The organism is Novosphingobium sp. BAM6 (genome assembly GCF_057784955.1).
Window position 1 is genome coordinate 1,128,265 of sequence record NZ_JBYNTR010000001.1, and the last position, 18,247, is coordinate 1,146,511.

An 18,247-nucleotide genomic window follows, 5' to 3' on the forward strand; every position below is an offset into this window, starting at 1 on the left:
GGCGGTCCCTTACACGTTCAGTTCGGTGGGGCGCGACTTGCGCAGCCAGTCGGCGACCCACATGCGGGTCAGGGTCACGCCGGTGAACACCGAGGTGAACAGACCGATGATAAGAACCACCGCGAAACCGCGCACCGGCCCCGACCCGAAGGCGAAGAGCAGGATACCGGCGATCGCGTTGGTAACGTTGGCATCGTAGATCGCGCGGCTGGCTTCCTTGTAGCCGGTTTCCACGGCGGCGACGACACGGCGGCCCTTCTTGCGCTCCTCGCGCATGCGCTCGTAGATCAGCACGTTGGCGTCCACCGCCGCACCGATGGTCAGCACGAAGCCCGCGATACCCGGCAACGTCAGCGTGGTGCCCATCATGGCCATCACGCCCAGGATCATCAGCAGGTTCAGGATCAGCGCGCAGGTGGCATAGATACCGAAGCGGCCATAGCTGGCGATCATCAGCAGCACGACCAGCAGCGAGCCGATCCCCATGGCGACAAGGCCGCGATGGATCGAATCGTTACCCAGTTCAGCGCGAACGGTGCGCTCTTCCACCACGGTCAGATCGACCGGCAGAGCGCCCGAACGCAGCGCGACGGCCAGCTGGGTAGCCGACTGCACCGTGAAGCTGCCCTGAATGACGGCGCTGCCGCCCAGGATCGGGGTGTTGATCGAAGGCGCCGAAAGCACCTTGCCGTCAAGGATGATGGCGAAGCGCTTGCCGACGTTGGCACTGGTGAGCGCGGCGAACTTCTCGCCACCCTGCTGGTTGAAGGTGATCGAGACGACCGCCTGATTACCGCCCTGCTGGTCGAACTCCTGCTTGGCGTTCGTCAGCTGGTCGCCCTTGATGCCGCCCAGACGCTGGACCGCGATCGAGGCGACCTTGCCGTCCGGCCCAGGAGTCGCCGCTGCGTAAGGAACGATCTCGTCACCCGGAGGGGCAATGCCCTGCGCAACGTCGCTGGGGGCCGCATTTTCGTCGACCATCTTGAATTCGAGCTTGGCGGTCTGGCCCAGCAGCGCCTTCAGCGCGGTGGGATCCTTGAGACCCGGCACCTGCACGACGATGCGGTTGCTGCCCTGACGGATGATCGTCGGCTCGCGGGTGCCCAGCGCGTCGATACGCTTGCGCACGACGGTGATCGCCGAGTCCATCGCGTTCGAGACAGCCTCATCGAGACCGGCCTTCGTCTGCGTCAGTACGAAGCGGCTCGAATCCTGCACCTGGATGTTCCAGTCGCGCTGGCCGGTGAGACCTGCACCCGTGGTCAGCGGCAGGATCGCCTCACGGGCGGCATCGACCTGTCCGGGATTCTTCAGCATGAAGCTGAGCGTGCCGTTCTGGGCAGAGATGTCACCGATAGCGATCGGCGTGGTCGCAGCCTTCAGGCGCGAACGCACATCCTCTTCCATGTTCTCAAGCCGCTGGCGGGCGACCTGATCGGGGTTGGCCTCCAGCAGCAGCTGGCTGCCGCCGGCAAGGTCAAGACCCAGCGCGACCTTCGGGTTGGGCAGGAACGAGGGCCAGGTGGCACCCGTCACCGATACGAGCGAAGGCACGGCAGCAGCGGCGATGACCAAAGTCAGCGCCCAGTACCAGAGCTTCTTCCAGGTGGGAAATTCAAGCATAGCCTATGGCTTTTCTCCGAAGGACGGGCCCCATCGCAGGGCCACCGTCCGCTGGCCGCATGTCAGTCGTTGGCGGGCTTCACGCCCATCACTTCGACGATGGTGCTCTTGACCACCTTGACGCGAACGTTGGCGGCGATCTCGACCTCGGCATAGGTCTCGTCGACCTTGATCACCTTGCCGACAAGCCCGCCACCGGTGACGACCTCGTTGCCACGCGTGATCGACGCCAGCTTCGCCTTGTGTTCCTTCTGCTGCTTCATCTGCGGACGGATGATCAGGAACCACATGATGACAGCCATCGCCGCGAACGGCAGATACTGGATCCAGGCGGGAGGACCACCGGCAGCACCGGCGGCGGCGAGCGTCGAAAGGATCGAGCTGTGCATGGGACGCGAAAAGCCTTCGTTGTCACGGGCCTGAGCGGACGGGAACAAACGGCTGCGCAAATCCGGCGCGCGTCCTGAAACCGCCTCCCGCACTCGCACCCGCATCCCCCGCACAGGTCGCGCGGTAAAATGGATAGCGGCGGCGGTTAGCAACAAAGCGCTGCAACTGCAACGCGCCAGCGCGGTTTTCCGCGCCGGAAAGCCTCCCCTCCCCGCTTCCAGAAAGGTAGGGACGGGACCATCCGGTTCAAGATGACGACAAATTCCTTTCAAACCCGCTTGCGCTCTTCAAATCACCTGCCTATAGGCCGCGCTCCGGTCGGGACGTAGCGCAGCCTGGTAGCGCATCACACTGGGGGTGTGGGGGTCGGAGGTTCGAATCCTCTCGTCCCGACCAATTCTCTCTCGTTTGACGAGACAGACGAAAAGCCGCCTTTCGGGGCGGCTTTTTTCGTTGGGCTTTCGCTAAAGCATTTTCCTACACGAACCGATATGGTTATCTCCTTGCGCACCCCTGCTGCATGGAGTGCCCCGCGATGGCCCTGTTCGACACCCTTCTCACCCCGCTGACCAGCATCATCGACAAAGTGATTCCCGATCCCGAAGCGCGTGACCGGGCCAAGCTGGAACTGCTGCAGATGCAAGGTTCGCAGGAAGTGAAAGTGATGGAAGCCTCGCTTTCCGCCATCGTCGCCGAAGCGAATGCCAGCGATCCGTGGACCAGCCGCGCGCGCCCCAGCTTTTTGTACGTGATGTACGTCATGATTCTGTGGGCCCTCCCGATGGGCGTGATCGGCGCGTTCAGCCCGAACACCGCCGCCGCGATCGGACGCGGCATGACAAGCTATCTCCAAGGGCTACCCGAGGCGCTCTACACGCTCTTTGGCACCGGCTATCTCGGCTACTCCGCCATCCGCCAGTGGGGTAAGGCCAAGGGGCTGGAGCGTTGATGCAGCCCCTCCGCGCCCTATCGCCCGCCACCGAAACGGCCCCGCCCCTGCCCCTGATCCCCTGCCATTCGGCCTCTGCCTCTCGGTCGCTAACCGATCGCTAACATCTGCTGAATATCATGCGAGACCGTTGTGATGGGTTGTTGTCCTGACCCACGGGAGATCACGCCTTGTCCATTCCGGTCTCGCGCCCCCTCGCTGCCTGTGCCCTGTTCGCCTGTGTCGCGGGCGTTCTGTTTGCCGTCGCCTGGAAGCCTGGGCCGCCTGCGCCTTCCGCCACCCCCAGCGAAATGCCTCCCTCGCAGATGGTCCAGAGCCAGCCCATCGCTCCTGCCCCGCAAAAGACTCAAGGCGGGGCGGATCTATCCGCTTTCTACGCAGGCGCGTCGGATGGTGGCTCTGACAGCGGAAATACCGGCCCCGACGTTCCCGCACCGTCGGACAGCGGACCGGCACCGGTTATCGCCCCGCCGCGCGTCACCATCGTCCAGCAACAGGCAGACCCCAGCCAGCCAGCCGGACGTCCTATCGGCCCCGCCTCCACCAAACCAATTGAATAGCCATCGTCGGGCAGCGCGCACTTGCAGGCGCGCGACCGCCTGCCTATGCCTCGCCCCAACGCCACCCCCACCCCCACCAGGGCGGCACTATCTACGGAGCGCAGCATGGCCAGCAATCTCGTCTACGTCCTCAACGGGCCCAACCTGAACCTGCTGGGCACCCGCGAACCCGAAATCTACGGCTCGCAGACGCTCGACGACATTGGCGAAATGGCTGCAGCCCATGCCGAAACGCTGGGCCTTGCCATCGACATGCGCCAATCCAACCACGAAGGTCATCTGATCGACTGGTTGCACGAGGCGCAAGCCGAAGGCATCAAGGCCGTGCTGCTCAATGCCGGCGCCTATACCCACACCTCGATCGCGCTGCATGATGCGATCAAGGGCATCAAGGTTCCGGTGATCGAGATCCACTTGTCGAACCCGCACAACCGCGAGGAATTTCGCCACGTTTCATGGATCGGCAAGGCCGCGAAAGCCACGATCGCAGGATTCGGCACCAAGGGCTATCTGCTGGGGCTCGACGCTGTCTCGCGCTTCTGAACGGCTGTAATCGACTTGCCGGGAACTTTCAGACGCCGCGCTTCCGGCTCGCGCAGGCCGTCCAACCGCTCATGGCAGGCAAGGCCCCGGCCATCGGGCGCACGGGTCGAGACGATTCGATAGAGAAACACTTCGGGCTTTCCGTCGTGCAGCTTGCCGCCGGGATCGAAGATCCCGGCATGGCAGACATTGGCAGCGGCGATGTCTGCCAGCGCATGATGCAGCATCTGCGCATCCGCCTGATGCGGCAGGCGCACCACGACATAGGCGTATTGCCCCTGTGACCGGCCAACCTTTACCTCAGTCTCCCCATGCATTCGTCCCAGCCAGGCGCGTGAGCGTGGCGAGATCAGCACTTCGCCGCCATCGACCCAGCGCCCCGCCTTCGGGTCGAAGGCGGGCATCTCGGCAATGTCGTCAGGCTCCAGCACCGCAACAAGGCCGGTTGGGGCAATCACGAAATCGGGAACGGGTGGCGGGGGCGGAGGCTTCAACAGCCAGACCGCCTCTCCTGCCATCATTGCCACGGCCAACCCGGCCAGCAGCAAGCGTCGTTTCCTGGGTGTCATGCGATCTTCACCCGAACGACGCGGATAGCGATCAGCCTTCCAGCGGAACGCCGGGCACGCTCTTGGCCGTGCGGATCGTCAGCGAGGTCTTGACGCTATCCACGTTCGGGGCGGGCGTCAGCTTGCTGGTCAGGAATTCCTGGAAGCTCTGGAGATCGCGGCTGACGATCTTCAGAATGAAGTCGATCTCGCCGTTCAGCATATGGCATTCGCGAACCTCGGGAAGACCACGCATGTGCTCCTCGAACTGTCGCAGCGATTCCTCGGCCTGGCTCTTGAGGCTCACCAGCGCGAAGACGGTGATGGTAAAGCCGAGTTTGGAAGGGTCGAGATCGGCATGGTAGCCCTGAATGACACCGGCCTCTTCAAGGCTGCGTACACGACGCAGGCACGGCGGCGCGGTCAGGCCTACGCGCTGGGCGAGCTCGACGTTGGTAATTCGGCCCTCTGCCTGCAGCTGCGCCAGCAGCCGACGGTCGATTTCATCGAGATTGATCATCGCACTTTCCTTGGACACATCACATCGAAGCGGCGGCCCTGAAACTTCACCATCGAAAAGCCACCGCCTCTGAAATATTATTAGCCCTTAGCGTAATCGTCCCGCTTTGCAACGTTTGGAATGCAACTCTTTCGCTCTTCGCGCAGATTGCTAGGACGGTGCATCGCCGCCTTGCTGTGCGATCCGGAAAAATTCGAATGTATTCCGGAAAATTCTGCAAGGTTGGGCGCTTCTTAACCGGTTTGGGGCTAAGCCCTGAGACCCACTTGGAGCCAGAATGCATTTTGACGATCGCCTTGCCACGGTGCTGCGCCTGCCGGCGACGGGGGATTCCCTCGCCCGCATCCAGTATCGGCAGCTCGTCGACATTCTGAGTCGCATGCCTGATTCGGTTCCCGGAACCGATTCGGGATCGCTGCTCGACAGCGCCTTCGACACACTCGATTCGCTGAAAAAACGCATTCCGGCAGCCGAATGCGCTCGGCTGATCGCGCAAAGCGGGCACCCGATCTCCAATCCGCGATTGGTCAGGCAACTGGCGCTAGGCGCCCCCCCGATTGCCCTCGCCGCGATCGCCCGTGCGCAACTGTCCGAAAGCACCTGGCTCGCACTGGTGCCCAAGTTGCCCGTGGGCGCACGCGGGATCATCCGTCATCGCAGCGACCTTCCCGCCGACGTTGTAGCTTTGCTCGATCGTCTTGGCGTGCAGGACCGCACGCTGCCGCAGGCCGAAGCGGCCGGAACCGAGACATATATACCCAAAACACCGGAGACCGAGGCGCCGCCCCCGGCCAGCGCCACCCGGCCTGTCTCGGAGCAGCCCACCTCGGCCCTATCCGAGCCTGCAAAATCACTTCCCCCGCTCGAACTGGAACTCGCAGCAATATTCGGGGAAGATTTCGACGCGCCCGGCAGCATGTCGCCTCCCACCGACGATGCCGCTCGCACGCCTGTCGCAGCGATCACGACTGCGCCCGCGCCCGTTGCCCCCACGACGCAAGCGCTGCTTGATAACGCCTTGTCCGGTACTACGCCGCCCCTTCCGGCCAATGTCCACGCATTACGTCCAGCCCGATCAGGGAAAGACCATCCGGACAGCGAGATCGGCGCTATCGTCCGCCGGATCGAGGCCTATCGCAAAGCGCGGGAATCCCGGCCCGATGTCCAGCCCGGCCAAAGCGACACCCGGGAAGCAACTGACGCTTCACCGCCCCCGTCTCGTCTCCCCGCCGCCATCGATTTCGAAACTGACGGCCTTGGCCGTGTGACCTGGGCCGAGGGGCCATGCGCGCCGTGCATCGTCGGCATGCAACTGCCACTCACCGCGACGACCGACGCTTTGCATATAGCGTTCACCGAACGCCGCCCACTGGTCGGCCACGTCGTCCAACTGGATGGCTCAGCGCTCATCTGCGGCTTCTGGCGCATCGATGCCATGCCGGACTTTTCCTCCGGCGGCGGATTCCGTGGCTATTTCGGCCGCCTTCGCCGACGTGTCACGGCACAGACAGACGCCCTGTCCCAACCCGAATCCCATACCCTGCCTGAAGCCGACAGACCGGGAGACCGACTGCGCGAAGTCCTTCATGAACTGCGCACGCCCGCCAATGCCATTCAGGTGGCCGCAGAGATTATCCAGCAGCAGCTCTATGGCCCGGCGCCGCATGAATATCGCGCGCTGGCCGCCGCTGTAGCCGGGGATTGCGCGCATATCCTTGCCGGTTTTGAAGAGCTTGAACGACTGGTCAAGCTGGAGACAGGCACGATGAGGCTCGATCCCGGCGAATGCGAATTCACCTCGGTTCTCGCCAGTGTCGCCGAACGGCTGCGTGCCTGGACCCAGCCTCGGCGCAGCGGTTTCTCGCTGCTGAGCGCGCCAGACGACATTCGAGTCTCGCTGACCGGTGCCGATGCGGAGATGCTGGCGTGGCGACTGCTGGCCGCACTCGCCAGCTCCACGGCTCCCGACGAGGTGCTCGAGCTTGGCTGGGTGCGAGACAGCACGCCCGGCGCAAGCCGTGACATGATCGCCATTCGCAGTGCCTTGCCTGCGCGGCTTTCCGCTCGCGATCAGGACGACCTGTTCGCTGCGATTCCGGGCGATCGGGGCCATTCGCTGGCCGTTGGCGCATTCGGTACAGGCTTCACGCTCCGCCTCGCCGCAGCAGAAGCGCGCGCAGCGGGTGGTGGATTGCGACGCGAAGGCAATGACTTGGTGCTGTGGCTGCCCGCCTTGACCGCCGCCTCGGCACACCATAGCACTCTCGACGCGGCCTGCTTTGGCGGCTGATACGGCTTGCGGCAGCCGAACAGGGGACACGCGAATGGCTCAGGCAAATCTTCTGGACGCCCCCGACCCGTCACAACTGGCAGTTTTCCGGCAGGACTTCGGTCAGCGTTTCCTCGTGACCGTCGATACCGAAGAAGAATTCGACTGGGGTGCGCCATTGGACCGCGACCGTCATTCGGTACTGACGATCCCCGCACTGCGTGACTTCCAGCAGTTCTGCGAAGGCTTCGGCGTTATCCCGACCTACCTTGTCGACTGGCCGATCGCAAATTCCCCTTACGCAGCGCAAGCCATCGGAGATGCTGTCGCTGCCGGGCGCGCGGAAGTGGGCGTCCAGTTGCACCCGTGGGTCAGCCCTCCCTTCGAGGAGGATGTTTCCGAATATAACAGTTACGCCGGGAACCTGCCGCTCGAACTGGAGCGCGAGAAGTTCCATCGCCTTTACAACCGCATCGCCGAAGCATTCGGCACCGCGCCGCGCATCTATCGCGCCGGGCGGTATGGCCTTGGCTCCGATACCGCGCAGATCCTCAGTGAACACGGCATCGCCATAGATACATCCGTGCGGGCGAGGTTTGATTACAGTGGTTCTGGTGGCCCGAATTATCGACAGCACCCGCTGAAGCCCTACTGGGTCGATACCGATCGTCAGTTGCTCGAACTCCCGTTGACCACGGTTTACTGGGGCGCGCTGCGGCAGATCGGCAACGTGGTCTACCCTCACCTCTGGCGCGCGCCACAGTTGCGCGGTGTGCTCGCCCGGACGAGGCTGCTCGAACGAATCCCGCTCACTCCGGAAGGCATCACAAGCCAAGAGGCCCTGCGCGGCGTCGATATCGCGCTTGGTGAAGGCCTGCCCGTGCTGGTATTCTCGTTCCACAGCCCGTCACTGGCCCCCGGCCACACACCCTACGTGCGAACCGAGGACGATCTTGACGCGCTCTACAGCTGGTGGCGCACACTTTTCGCCCATCTTGAAGGTCGCGGTGTAAAACCCACCAGTGTCGCTGAAATCATGGACAGTGTAACGCTTGCCTAGTTGCCTGAGGCACGCTAACGGGCATCTCACCGACGCCCGGAAGGGCTTCGGCTCGACGGATGTTCGACGGATAGGGGCCCGTAGCTCAGTGGTTAGAGCTGGCCGCTCATAACGGCTAGGTCGCGGGTTCAAATCCTGCCGGGCCTACCACCGCATTTCCTGGCTACAGGAATTGCAAGGGCTTGGTTATCCGTTCATCCCGATCCGGTCGGGGAGTAGCGCAGTCTGGTAGCGCGCCTGCTTTGGGAGCAGGATGTCGCAGGTTCGAATCCTGTCTCCCCGACCATTTTCCTTTTTCACGATGTTTCACTCGATGCCATATCGGCTCGTGGACCGTGATTTTATCCAATAGAATCAGCAAACTTCTGCGCCATTCTGCATCAGATGGTCGCCTTGCGTCGCAGGCTAACTGTTGGTTATTTGTTGGTTGCAACCAACAGAAACCAACAGCCAACCAACAAGGCGAAAACCCAACCAACGTTCTTTGATCGGAGGTCCTATGCTGACAGACATTGCCCTGCGCGCTTTGAAACCGGAAAAGGCCGCATACAAGAAATCCGACAGCAAGGGATTGTTCGTCACGATTCATCCGTCCGGCAAAAAGGTCTGGGGGCTCGCAATCCGGGTAGAGGGTAAGCAGAAGTTCCTTACGGGTGGCGCCTATCCAGAAATCACCGTCAAACTGGCGCGAGCTTGGCGCGATACCGTGAAGGCTCAATTGATCTTGGGCCTGGCTCCTACAGCGAAACCAGGAAATCTGGAGCCAGGCTTACCAGAACAGGTGGCAACGACACCCAGCGAATCCTTCGAGACAGTTGCCCGCGAATGGTTTGATACCCGAAAGGTAGCCTGGACCCCACGTTACGCCGGGGTGACGATGCGGCGGTTGGAGGCCGACATCTTCCCCGCGGTAGGCGCACTGCCGATCGCAGCCATAACACCACGCCAGATGCTCGAAGCTTTGCGCGCCATTCAGGGACGCGGTTCTGTTGAAATGGCGCACAGGGTGAGAAACCACTGCAGCGAAGTTTTCCGCTACGCTATTCCTGATGGACGATGCGAAAGCGATCCATGCCGCGATCTTGCTCCCGGCATGGCAAAGCCAGCCCCCGTCAAGCACCATGCCAAAGTCGCAGCCAAAGACCTGCCGGAATTTTTCGGAAAACTGAATAGGGATGGAGGCGATCGCACCAGTCACCTCGCGCTGCGATGGACAATGCTGACAATGGTGCGCACGCAAGAGACCCGGTTCGCGCGATGGATAGAATTCGAAGGGCTCGATACGGCTGAGCCGATTTGGCGCATCCCGGCTGAGCGTATGAAGATGAGCACGGAGCACATCGTGCCCCTTCCACCTCAAGCCATCGCTATGCTGAACGAGATCCGCGAGCGAAATATCTATCTCGCCGCTGGAAACGAGAGACTCGGGGCTTTCCTCTTCCCGGTCCATTATTCGAAATCACTCGTCATCAGCGAAAATAGAATGCTGGACGTCATGTATCGCATCGGCCTTCGTGGAAAGGCCACCGTTCATGGCTTTCGCGGCCTCGCCAGTACGGTGCTGAACGAATCCGGGCTTTTCGAACCAGACTGGATCGAGTTTCAGCTTGCGCATGCAGCCCGAGGTGTTCGTGCGGCTTACAATTCGGCCCGCTATCTCGTTCATCGGCGCAAGATGATGGTTTGGTGGGCCGATTATCTGGACGAGGCTGAGCGAGCCGGATCAGAATAGCTCATCATTCAGCTGTCATCGCCCCAAAGGTCGCCAGCCGCTCAATCTTCATGAAGGCCAAGAAGCCGGTGCGCTCGAGTACTAACCCGCGCCGCAGCATACGGTCTGAAATGCCTTCGTCCATTTAGAGCCTCGCCACTTCTCCAATATCACGAGTATCCAGCGGTAAGCAAAATAGACATTCGGACAAGATCGGCACCAAGGCACTGCCTTATTACGCACGGTGCGGCCCCACTCAGGTGAGCGATGCGTCCCGTTGTGAGCGCGTCCCGCGCGTCGGGAAGATCGGCCCTCGGCTAACCATTTTCGTTGCATCGAAAGGCCGTTGCAGTGACACGGCGTCCTCATACGATCCTCTGAGCCAAATATCTATGTCGTCGGGTTCCAGGATCGTCACCATCGCCTTGGGATGGATGGGCTTCACCAGCGGGTTGGGGTCGCACGTCACCATCGCAAAGCCATTCCCCTGCTCGGTATGTTGCCAGAACCCAGCGACAGCGAACACCGGCTGATCAGTGACCGAGAACCAGATCTCACCCTTCAAGGGCGGTTTGCCGTCGCCAAGATCATACTTTTCCGGAGTGAATTCGCAGAACTCGGTGAGTGGCACTAGGCAGCGATTTTCCGGGCGTTCAGCGAGCCGCTGCCACTGAGGAAGTGAGAGGTTACGCACATTGGTCATCGGCCAGGCGGCCCTGCCGCCCAAGACATCCCAACCCATTACGTCCCATCCCCGCACACCATCCTGCTCCCGGACAACATAGGCACGTCCCTTGGGTCGCAGCTCTTGCGGATCGAAACGGTTGTCGCGAGGTTGCTCGGTGAAGAGTTCGGCAATCGAGCCCCAGATAGTCTCGATCTCGCCTTTCATACGGGCTCGATTGCACATCGAACGCATTCCTCCCTGATCGGCACACCGCACGCTGGTCACTGTATCGAGGCATGAAAACAGATCGGCGAGCCGATTGCTCCGGCCCATATCATGCCGCTTCGCTTTCATCATACCTTCCGGCAAGCCGCAACTGCCGCACAATCCCGTTGAAGGCTGCGGTCACCCCCTGAGCCCGACCAATCTCGTTGTCCTGCCGGGCCGCATCCCAGTAGAGTTCGAGCGGCCAACGCTCGCGGCAATGAGGTAGCAGGCACCGCAACGCGAGGCGCACCTCGACGGTATCGACCCTAGTCTCCGCACAGCGGATGACACCGCCGCGCAGGATATGCACAGACAGGGCGATGATAACCCGCTGATGTCTGGGAAGCGTGGCCATGACTCAGTGAAAGTCATGCGACTTGAAGCGCACAACGTCTTCGGGGTCGCGGCCTTCGGAGTGCGGGGGCCAATAGCTATTCGTCGGCCTTGGGCTCCACCCCTTATCGCCACGATCAGGCGCACTGGCATGCCGGGCGCCGTCGCCCCGCCCGGTCTGGTGCGGAAACGACATCTCGCCGACGCGGTGCAAGAGGTCGCCATGATCGATGATCCGGTCGCAAATGACGTGGATCACCTCCCCTTCCTTTTGCACCCGGCCCTTCAGGCCCACCATCGATGCGGACATGACGGTGCGGCGCTGGGCCTCGAAGCGATCGGGCCAGAGTATCCCGTTGGCGATGCCGGTCTCGTCCTCGATGGTGATGAAGAGCACACCCTTCGCCGAGCCCGGCTTTTGGCGCACCAGGATGATGCCGGCGACCTCGACCTTTCGGCCATCGCGGATGTTCGCAAGATCGGCGCAGCGAGTAATGCCACGCCGGGTCAGTTCCTCGCGTACGAACGTCAGCGGGTGCGCGCGCAGCGACAATTGTAGCGCGCGATAATCTTCGATCACTTCACGGCCGTCGGTCAGCGAGCGTAAAACAACATCAGGCTCCACCCCTTGGGCGCTGACTGCCTGCGCCGCTCGGTCGACTGCCGCAAAAAGCGGCAGCGGCGCTTCGCCCAGCCCCCGCACCTTCCACAGCCCCTGTCGCCGGTCGGACCCGAAAACGCGGAAGGCATCGGCGTCGGCCAGCTTTTCGATCGCCGCGCGGGCGACGCCAGAACGGCGCCACGCGTCCTCGACGGACTCGAATGGAGTTTTCCCCCGTGCACCTACGATGCTCGCGCCATCGGCGTTGGAAAGTCCGCGCACCTGCCTGAAGCCGAGCCGCACCGCCTGGTATCGACCTCGTGTCGGCTCCAGCGAACAGTCCCAGCGGCTAGCGTTGATACAGACGGGTCGAACTTCGACGCCATGCTGGCGTGCATCGCCCACGATCTGAGCCGGTGCATAGAACCCCATGGGCTGGGCATTCATCAGGGCGGCACAAAAGACGTCCGGATGATGATGCTTCATCCAGCTCGAGGCGTAGGATATCTTGGCGAAACTCGCGGCATGGCTCTCCGGGAAGCCGTAGGAACCAAAGCCTTCCAACTGACGGAAGGTGCGCTCAGCGAAGTCACGCGGATAGCCGCGGCCAACCATCCCCTCGATCAGCTTTTCTGAAAAGTGCGAGACCCCTCCGGTCATCTTGAAGGTCGCCATCGCGCGCCGCAGTTGGTCGGCCTCGACGGCGGTAAAACCCGCTCCGACGATCGCCACTTTCATCGCCTGTTCCTGGAAGAGCGGCACGCCCAGCGTCTTTTCCAAAACCGCGCGTAATTCGGGGCGTGGATATTCCGGCTTCTCCAGCCCCTCGCGGCGGCGCAGGTAGGGATGGACCATGTCGCCTTGGATCGGACCGGGACGCACGATCGCGACCTGAATCACCAAATCGTAGAAGCGGCGCGGCTTCATGCGCGGCAGCATGGACATTTGGGCCCGGCTCTCGATCTGGAAGGTGCCGAGCGTGTCAGCCTTCTGGATCATGGCATAGACGTCCGGATCATCGCTCTGGAGGTCCGCAAGGCCCACCTTCAGGCCTTTGCTTTCCTCCAGCATGTTGAAGGCGCGGTTCATGCAGCCGAGCATCCCGAGACCCAGCACATCGACCTTCATCATCTTGAGGGCATCAATGTCGTCCTTGTCCCACTCGATGATCTGCCGGTCAGCCATCGCGGCTGGCTCGATCGGGACGAGGTCGTCAAGGCGATCATGGGTCAGCACGAAACCGCCTGGGTGCTGGCTGGATTGGCGCGGTACGCCGATCAGCTGGCGGGCAAGATCGAGAGTCAGGCGCAAACGCCGGTCAGACATGTCGAGATTGAGTTCCTCGGCCTGTTTTTCGCCGACGCCTTCGGCCGACCAGCCCCAGACCAGTCCTGCGAGCGCCGAGGTCAGATCTTCGGGAAGCCCCATGGCCTTGCCGACATCACGCACCGCACCTCGCGCGCGAAAGCGGGTAACGACGGCGGTCAGCGCGGCCCGGTCACGACCGTAAGTCTCGAAGATCCACTGAATGATCTCTTCACGGCGTTCGTGCTCGAAATCGACGTCGATATCGGGCGGCTCGCGCCGCTCGCCTGAGACGAAGCGTTCGAAAAGCAATTCGTGCTTGATCGGATCGATCGAGGTGACGCCAAGCACAAAGCAGACACAGGAATTCGCCGCCGATCCGCGCCCTTGGCACAAGATACCTCGGCGCTTCGCTTCGGCGACGATAGAATGGACGGTCAGGAAATAGGGCGCGTAGTTCAGTTCAGCGATGAGATTCAGCTCATGCACGATCTGATCACGATATTCCTGCGCCGGATTGCCCTCGAACATGGCGTCAAGTGCCTTATGCGCCATCGCCTCCAGCGCCTGCTGGGCGGTCAGGCCCTCGATCACCTTCTCCTGAGGGTAATGATAGGTGAGGTCGCTAAGCGAGAAGGTGCAGGCATTTGCGATATCAACACTGGCACGCAGCGCATCGGGATAGGCGGCGAAGCGGCGTTGCATCTCCTCTGCGGACTTGAAGGCGCGATCGGCGTTGACCTCGCGCCGATAGCCTAGGTCGTCCACCCGGCAATTATGCCGAATGGCGGTCACCACATCCTGCAGAAGCCGCGCATCGGGCGCATGGTAGAGCACGTCGCCGGTGACAACCGCGCGCACCCCGGTCTCCCTTGCTTGGCGGGCCAGCGCATCAATTCGCACAGCATCGTCGGGGCGACGGCGCTGGAACAGGGCCATATGCGCACGTCGTCCATAGACGGACCGCAGATCGGCCAACGCCCCAGCGTTTTCGGCGTCGGCCTCTTGGGGAAGAAGAATTGCGATCACGCCTTCGGACCAGGCTTCAAGTTCGTGCCAGTGCAGCAGGCACCCCCCCTTCCCTGCCCGGCGCTTGCCGATGGTGAGGAGGCGCGTGATTCGCGACCAGGCAGGCCTGTCGGTCGGATAGAGCAGCAGGCGGCGGCCGCAGGAAAGATCGACCCGAGTTCCGGCGATCAGCCGCACGCCCGTGCTTTTCTCGGCCTCCCAGGCGCGCACCACCCCTGCGACACTGCCGAGATCGGCGATACCGACCGCGGGATATCCGAGCTTCGCCGCGACCGAGAACAGTTCGCCCGGACTTGAAGCCCCGCGCAGGAACGAGAAGTGCGTGAGCACCTGGAGTTCGACATAGGCGGTCATGCGAAGACCCCGTGCATCCACCACGAAAGATCGCCGCTCTCGCTGGTAACGCCGTCGCCGCGGCGGAACACCCAGTAGCGGCCGCCCGCCTCGTCCTCGACACGGTAGTAGTCGCGCACGGCCCAGACTTCAGCATTGCGCCGCCACCATTCACCATGCACGCGCTCGGGCCCATCGCCTGCGACCACCATGTAAGACCGACCCCGCCATTCGAAGCGCCGCGGAGGCTGATCAGGCAGCAGCGCGATCACGCGCGATAAAGGCTCGGGCCGAGCGAAAAGGCGAACCGGCCGTTGCCAGGCCGGCCATGAACCAGCAATCGCGATCGGGCTGGTTGGCCTTACCGCACGCTCGGGCACGTGGCTTTCAACCGGCGCGATGCGGAACACTGCGCCCGGTCCTATCCTGCCCGCCACGACATCAATGAGCCGGGCCGGATCACGCACTGTACTTTCACCCGCCAGGATCGCGCCCAGATTCTCAGCGTCGAGAGGTTCGGTATGCGGCGCCAGCAACCGGAACTGTTCGAGACCCATGCCGGGATCAATACGTTCGATGCGCAGTTTTAGCAGACGTAGCAGGTGCGGCACGTCGCGGGTGGGCCGAGAGGTTCCGATAGCCACCACCTGCTCACCGCCATCGATGCGCAGACCAACCAGGCGCAGCGAGCGCGCGCCTAGTCCCTGGCACTGAAGCACCTCAGCCAGATCCTTCAACAGGTCGTGCATCACCTGTGAGATTGCCTCAGCGGTACTGATCGGCTCGAGCAGCCGACGCTCGACCGCCGCTGTGACGACGTCCTCGCGCGAGGTGATCGGTTCGGCTTTACCGCCCAGCATTTGATCCAACCGATCGATGGTGGCAAGGCCGAGCCTCCTCGCCAGCGGCCCACGAGCCACCGGCAGCAAGTCGGCGATCGTCTCGAAACCGAATTTGCGCGCCGCGTTAAGCGCATCAGTTTCGAGGCGAAGGGCTGCAACCGGAAGCGGCGACACGGCTTTCAGCACGCCGCCGGGCGGAATGATGGCAATGTCCTCGCGCCCATAGCGCGCCAGCGCGTGTGCGGCTCCTGGGGTGTCGGCTATGGCGATACGCGCTGAGAACCCTGCCCGCTGGCAGAAGGCATGGAGCCTCTGGCAAAAACGTTCCTCACCGCCATGAAGGTGCGCGGCGCCGGTCAGATCCAGCCAGATGCCGTCAGGCGGGGAAACTGCGACGATTGGCGACCAGCGGCCAATGCCAAACAGTGCCAGGCGATCAAGCAGCGCCGCATCGGCCGCAGGCTCCGCGGCGCGAAAGTCGAGATTGGAGACAAGCGCTCGGGCATGCGTTGCCGCCATCCCGATATTTATGCCCAGAGCCTTGGCCGCCGGACAAGCCGAGACGATCTCGTCGCGGCCGCCAACTTTGCCGATGAACGCCAATGGAGCAGTCATGTTCGGCAGCGAGACGCGCGCCTCTTTGGCCGCCACTGCTGAGACCGAGCGCTTGAATGGATGTTCGGCCGCCTCGGATCGGCGCCCCAATTCTCTCATTGGCGGCTTGGCGTGCAGTGGCAGCGCGGAAATTTCTCGCTCGACATCCGTGCGCGAACGTCCTTCCTCCCTGACAGCGCCCTGCCCTTCACGGCTCTGCTCACGTGCCCAACGCGCGCCCGGTCGCCACCCGCCCCCTCGAGGGACCGAGCAGGCACCGGGATTATCGTCAACGGGAATCTGGAGTACGCGCGGCTCAGGCCGCGGCGTGGCGAACCGGTCCTGCCGCCTCAGCCGTTCGATGGCCAAGAAGGGCAGGAACAGCGAGACGACCCGTCGCATCGCATCCCTCCACGATCAGGGAAAAGCCTTCGCCGCCGCGCTGACGGACCAATTCGACAAGCCAGCGCGGGCGCCCGACACCGGCGACGCCAAGACGTTCGGAGGACGCACTGGCGATCCGCCAGCGCGTCCAAGCGGCCGACGAGTCGGCCAGAGGATCACTGCCTCGACCTCGGTGACGTCGCAGCAAAAGCACCGGGATGCCGGCCTCGGCGGCAGCAAGCTGCAGCCGGCGCGTGGCGACCATTGAAATCTTGCTGGCTTCGGCAACGACGGCAGCCGGAGTTCCATCGCGTACGGCGTCTTCGACCACCGCCAGTGATGCGGCATCGTTGCGGGGCTGCGCATGGATCACATGGGCAGAGGCGAGGCCCGCCTGTTCGAGACCTGGGGCGTAGAGGTCGTTGCGACAGCTGACCCAAAGAACGGGCGCTGCTGCCGCCTGGGCCTCGCGCGCAGCTACGCCGGCAAGGAACAGTGTGGCCGCCGCATCGTCCGCCAGTGAGCAGGTCAGCGCAGTTGCCTCATGCAATGCGCCAGCGCGCAGGCCACCACAACCTAAACGGGAATCCAATTCTTCGGCGCCGAAGGGTATGACCCGATAATCAGGATGCGCAGTTGCCAATGCACGAAGCGTATCGATATCCGGATGCTCGAAGGGAGAAGTAGGAAGCATAGCGATTCTTGAGACTCGATCTTGTTCCTTTTATGTTCTCACTTCGAGCACCTCGTGGTCAACTGCCTAGATTTGACTCCCACGTCCAACATGGGGACAAAGCTGAGCGAAAGGTTGATACCTCGGCCTCAACGGTCGCCCACCCCGGCCATTCAGCACCAAAATCACCGTCCTAACAAAGGAAGGTCCGCTTTCCAGCCGTCACAAGCGCATGCTTCATGCGTCAGGATGACGGCCCTCTGCGAACTCCTCGATAAGCTTAGCGCAAAAGGCAGGTAGGTCGTGGGGGGTGCGGCTCGTGACCAGGCCCTCATCGACGACCACCTCCTGATCCGTCCAGTTGCCTCCTGCGTTCTCGATGTCGGTCTGGATCGACCGATAGGAGGTCAGATCGCGGTCCTCAACCACGCCTGCCTCGACGAGGAGCCAAGGTCCGTGGCAAATCGCTCCCACGGGCTTGTTCTGTTGGAAGAAAGCGCTGACAAAATTTACCATTCCATCGTCGGCACGCAATTTGTCGGCGCCGACTGTACCTCCGGGAATGATCAAGCCGTCAAATTCGTCAGCGCTAACGTCCGCTACCGCCCTGTCGACCTTGTAGCTGCCACCCGGGTCCAGATCGCCGTTATTGGTCTTGGCCTCACCCGCCTCGAGACCGATAACCGTTATTGAGCCCCCAGCCTGCTCGATGGCCTGCTTGGGCTGGACGAATTCGGGTTCCTCGGTCCCGCGAGGGGCAATAAGTATGGCTATATTTCTGCCTTCGAGCGTCATGTAATATCCTCCATGGAGCGACGGCACCGGTCGGGTACCTAGTCATTTAAGCTCCGCAGGCCGCCGCAGTTCCTCACCGCAGCGATGGATGGTTGGCCGCATGGGACGGAGTAATTCCGAACCATAAAAGAAATTCAGCCGTTAATTTCCGTCCATCAAGTGCAGAACGACCGCTTTCCCTTCCTAAATATTCAAGGATGGCAAATAACGACCACCGTCTACCGATACACGACGTACAAACGATCTTC

Annotated in this window: 16 protein-coding genes and 3 tRNA genes; 9 read left to right on the forward strand and 10 right to left on the reverse strand. The window is 62.3% G+C overall.

What is annotated here, in order from left to right; translation table 11 throughout:
* Positions 1–9: 9 nt before the first annotated feature.
* Both secD and yajC read right to left on the reverse strand, forming a co-directional pair.
* Entirely contained in the window at positions 10–1,626 is a 1,617-nt protein-coding gene (secD, locus tag AC3EC3_RS05300; RefSeq protein WP_488488585.1) for a protein translocase subunit SecD, read from the reverse strand.
* A 62-nt stretch (positions 1,627–1,688) separates the two neighbouring features.
* Positions 1,689–2,015 (reverse strand): preprotein translocase subunit YajC, encoded by a 327-nt coding sequence (gene yajC / locus AC3EC3_RS05305; protein WP_260923161.1) that lies wholly within the window; start codon positions 2,013–2,015, stop codon positions 1,689–1,691.
* Positions 2,016–2,335: 320 nt separating this feature from the next.
* Between yajC and AC3EC3_RS05310 the strand changes: the two genes are divergently transcribed.
* The 4 genes from AC3EC3_RS05310 (at position 2,336) to aroQ (ending at position 4,068) form a co-directional block, all read left to right on the forward strand.
* Positions 2,336–2,412, forward strand: a tRNA-Pro gene (locus tag AC3EC3_RS05310).
* Between the two features lie 139 nt (positions 2,413–2,551).
* A complete protein-coding gene (locus tag AC3EC3_RS05315; protein WP_488488586.1) occupies positions 2,552–2,965 on the forward strand; it encodes a holin family protein in 414 nt (137 codons plus the stop codon).
* Between the two features lie 170 nt (positions 2,966–3,135).
* Entirely contained in the window at positions 3,136–3,525 is a 390-nt protein-coding gene (locus tag AC3EC3_RS05320; RefSeq protein ID WP_488488587.1) for a hypothetical protein, read from the forward strand.
* A 105-nt stretch (positions 3,526–3,630) separates the two neighbouring features.
* Positions 3,631–4,068, forward strand: a complete 438-nt coding sequence (gene aroQ, locus AC3EC3_RS05325; RefSeq protein ID WP_488488588.1) for a type II 3-dehydroquinate dehydratase — start codon at positions 3,631–3,633, stop codon at positions 4,066–4,068.
* Here aroQ and AC3EC3_RS05330 read toward each other — a convergent pair.
* Complete coding sequence (locus tag AC3EC3_RS05330; protein ID WP_488488589.1) at positions 4,032–4,637, reverse strand: hypothetical protein; 606 nt, start codon at positions 4,635–4,637, stop codon at positions 4,032–4,034. The genes aroQ and AC3EC3_RS05330 overlap by 37 nt on opposite strands.
* A gap of 31 nt (positions 4,638–4,668) precedes the next feature.
* Positions 4,669–5,136 carry an Lrp/AsnC family transcriptional regulator gene (locus AC3EC3_RS05335; protein WP_260923172.1) on the reverse strand — a complete coding sequence of 156 codons (468 nt, stop codon included), beginning with the start codon at positions 5,134–5,136 and terminating at the stop codon, positions 4,669–4,671.
* A 277-nt stretch (positions 5,137–5,413) separates the two neighbouring features.
* On the opposite strand from AC3EC3_RS05335, the gene AC3EC3_RS05340 reads away from it, so the two are divergent.
* The 5 genes from AC3EC3_RS05340 to AC3EC3_RS05360 all read left to right on the forward strand — a co-directional run bounded on the left by AC3EC3_RS05340 (position 5,414) and on the right by AC3EC3_RS05360 (position 10,197).
* The gene (locus AC3EC3_RS05340; protein ID WP_488488590.1) at positions 5,414–7,426 is read left to right on the forward strand and encodes a histidine kinase; all 2,013 of its coding nucleotides are present in this window, start codon (positions 5,414–5,416) and stop codon (positions 7,424–7,426) included.
* 34 nt (positions 7,427–7,460) lie between these two features.
* The gene (locus tag AC3EC3_RS05345; protein WP_488488591.1) at positions 7,461–8,465 is read left to right on the forward strand and encodes a polysaccharide deacetylase family protein; all 1,005 of its coding nucleotides are present in this window, start codon (positions 7,461–7,463) and stop codon (positions 8,463–8,465) included.
* Between the two features lie 74 nt (positions 8,466–8,539).
* Positions 8,540–8,615 (forward strand) — tRNA-Ile (locus tag AC3EC3_RS05350).
* A 59-nt stretch (positions 8,616–8,674) separates the two neighbouring features.
* Positions 8,675–8,751: transfer RNA gene (locus AC3EC3_RS05355), tRNA-Pro, on the forward strand.
* A gap of 213 nt (positions 8,752–8,964) precedes the next feature.
* Complete coding sequence (locus tag AC3EC3_RS05360; RefSeq protein WP_488488592.1) at positions 8,965–10,197, forward strand: tyrosine-type recombinase/integrase; 1,233 nt, start codon at positions 8,965–8,967, stop codon at positions 10,195–10,197.
* A gap of 235 nt (positions 10,198–10,432) precedes the next feature.
* Here AC3EC3_RS05360 and AC3EC3_RS05365 read toward each other — a convergent pair whose 3' ends face one another.
* The 6 genes from AC3EC3_RS05365 to AC3EC3_RS05390 all read right to left on the reverse strand — a co-directional run bounded on the left by AC3EC3_RS05365 (position 10,433) and on the right by AC3EC3_RS05390 (position 17,999).
* The gene (locus AC3EC3_RS05365) at positions 10,433–11,086 is read right to left on the reverse strand and encodes an SOS response-associated peptidase family protein (RefSeq protein WP_488489209.1); all 654 of its coding nucleotides are present in this window, start codon (positions 11,084–11,086) and stop codon (positions 10,433–10,435) included.
* A 91-nt stretch (positions 11,087–11,177) separates the two neighbouring features.
* On the reverse strand, positions 11,178–11,465 hold the full coding sequence (locus AC3EC3_RS05370) for a hypothetical protein (protein ID WP_488488593.1): 288 nt from the start codon (positions 11,463–11,465) through the stop codon (positions 11,178–11,180).
* Positions 11,466–11,468: 3 nt separating this feature from the next.
* Entirely contained in the window at positions 11,469–14,732 is a 3,264-nt protein-coding gene (locus AC3EC3_RS05375) for an error-prone DNA polymerase (RefSeq protein ID WP_488488594.1), read from the reverse strand.
* Positions 14,729–16,549: a Y-family DNA polymerase gene (locus tag AC3EC3_RS05380; protein WP_488488595.1), complete on the reverse strand. Its 1,821-nt coding sequence runs from the start codon at positions 16,547–16,549 to the stop codon at positions 14,729–14,731. The genes AC3EC3_RS05375 and AC3EC3_RS05380 overlap by 4 nt, the downstream gene beginning before the upstream one ends.
* A complete protein-coding gene (locus AC3EC3_RS05385; protein ID WP_488488596.1) occupies positions 16,464–17,225 on the reverse strand; it encodes an ImuA family protein in 762 nt (253 codons plus the stop codon). The genes AC3EC3_RS05380 and AC3EC3_RS05385 overlap by 86 nt, the downstream gene beginning before the upstream one ends.
* Positions 17,226–17,441: 216 nt before the next feature.
* Complete coding sequence (locus tag AC3EC3_RS05390; protein WP_488488597.1) at positions 17,442–17,999, reverse strand: type 1 glutamine amidotransferase domain-containing protein; 558 nt, start codon at positions 17,997–17,999, stop codon at positions 17,442–17,444.
* Positions 18,000–18,247: the final 248 nt, after the last annotated feature.

What these genes read in the sequence shown, in the direction of transcription:
- secD (WP_488488585.1), bottom strand. Translation starts at nt 1,626, where the DNA reads ATGCTTGAATTTCCCACCTGGAAGAAGCTCTGGTACTGGGCGCTGACT.
- yajC (WP_260923161.1), bottom strand. Translation starts at nt 2,015, where the DNA reads ATGCACAGCTCGATCCTTTCGACGCTCGCCGCCGCCGGTGCTGCCGGT.
- AC3EC3_RS05315 (WP_488488586.1), top strand. Translation starts at nt 2,552, where the DNA reads ATGGCCCTGTTCGACACCCTTCTCACCCCGCTGACCAGCATCATCGAC.
- aroQ (WP_488488588.1), top strand. Translation starts at nt 3,631, where the DNA reads ATGGCCAGCAATCTCGTCTACGTCCTCAACGGGCCCAACCTGAACCTG.
- AC3EC3_RS05330 (WP_488488589.1), bottom strand. Translation starts at nt 4,637, where the DNA reads ATGACACCCAGGAAACGACGCTTGCTGCTGGCCGGGTTGGCCGTGGCA.
- AC3EC3_RS05335 (WP_260923172.1), bottom strand. Translation starts at nt 5,136, where the DNA reads ATGATCAATCTCGATGAAATCGACCGTCGGCTGCTGGCGCAGCTGCAG.
- AC3EC3_RS05340 (WP_488488590.1), top strand. Translation starts at nt 5,414, where the DNA reads ATGCATTTTGACGATCGCCTTGCCACGGTGCTGCGCCTGCCGGCGACG.
- AC3EC3_RS05345 (WP_488488591.1), top strand. Translation starts at nt 7,461, where the DNA reads ATGGCTCAGGCAAATCTTCTGGACGCCCCCGACCCGTCACAACTGGCA.
- AC3EC3_RS05360 (WP_488488592.1), top strand. Translation starts at nt 8,965, where the DNA reads ATGCTGACAGACATTGCCCTGCGCGCTTTGAAACCGGAAAAGGCCGCA.
- AC3EC3_RS05365 (WP_488489209.1), bottom strand. Translation starts at nt 11,086, where the DNA reads ATGTGCAATCGAGCCCGTATGAAAGGCGAGATCGAGACTATCTGGGGC.
- AC3EC3_RS05370 (WP_488488593.1), bottom strand. Translation starts at nt 11,465, where the DNA reads ATGGCCACGCTTCCCAGACATCAGCGGGTTATCATCGCCCTGTCTGTG.
- AC3EC3_RS05375 (WP_488488594.1), bottom strand. Translation starts at nt 14,732, where the DNA reads ATGACCGCCTATGTCGAACTCCAGGTGCTCACGCACTTCTCGTTCCTG.
- AC3EC3_RS05380 (WP_488488595.1), bottom strand. Translation starts at nt 16,549, where the DNA reads ATGCGACGGGTCGTCTCGCTGTTCCTGCCCTTCTTGGCCATCGAACGG.
- AC3EC3_RS05385 (WP_488488596.1), bottom strand. Translation starts at nt 17,225, where the DNA reads ATGCTTCCTACTTCTCCCTTCGAGCATCCGGATATCGATACGCTTCGT.
- AC3EC3_RS05390 (WP_488488597.1), bottom strand. Translation starts at nt 17,999, where the DNA reads ATGACGCTCGAAGGCAGAAATATAGCCATACTTATTGCCCCTCGCGGG.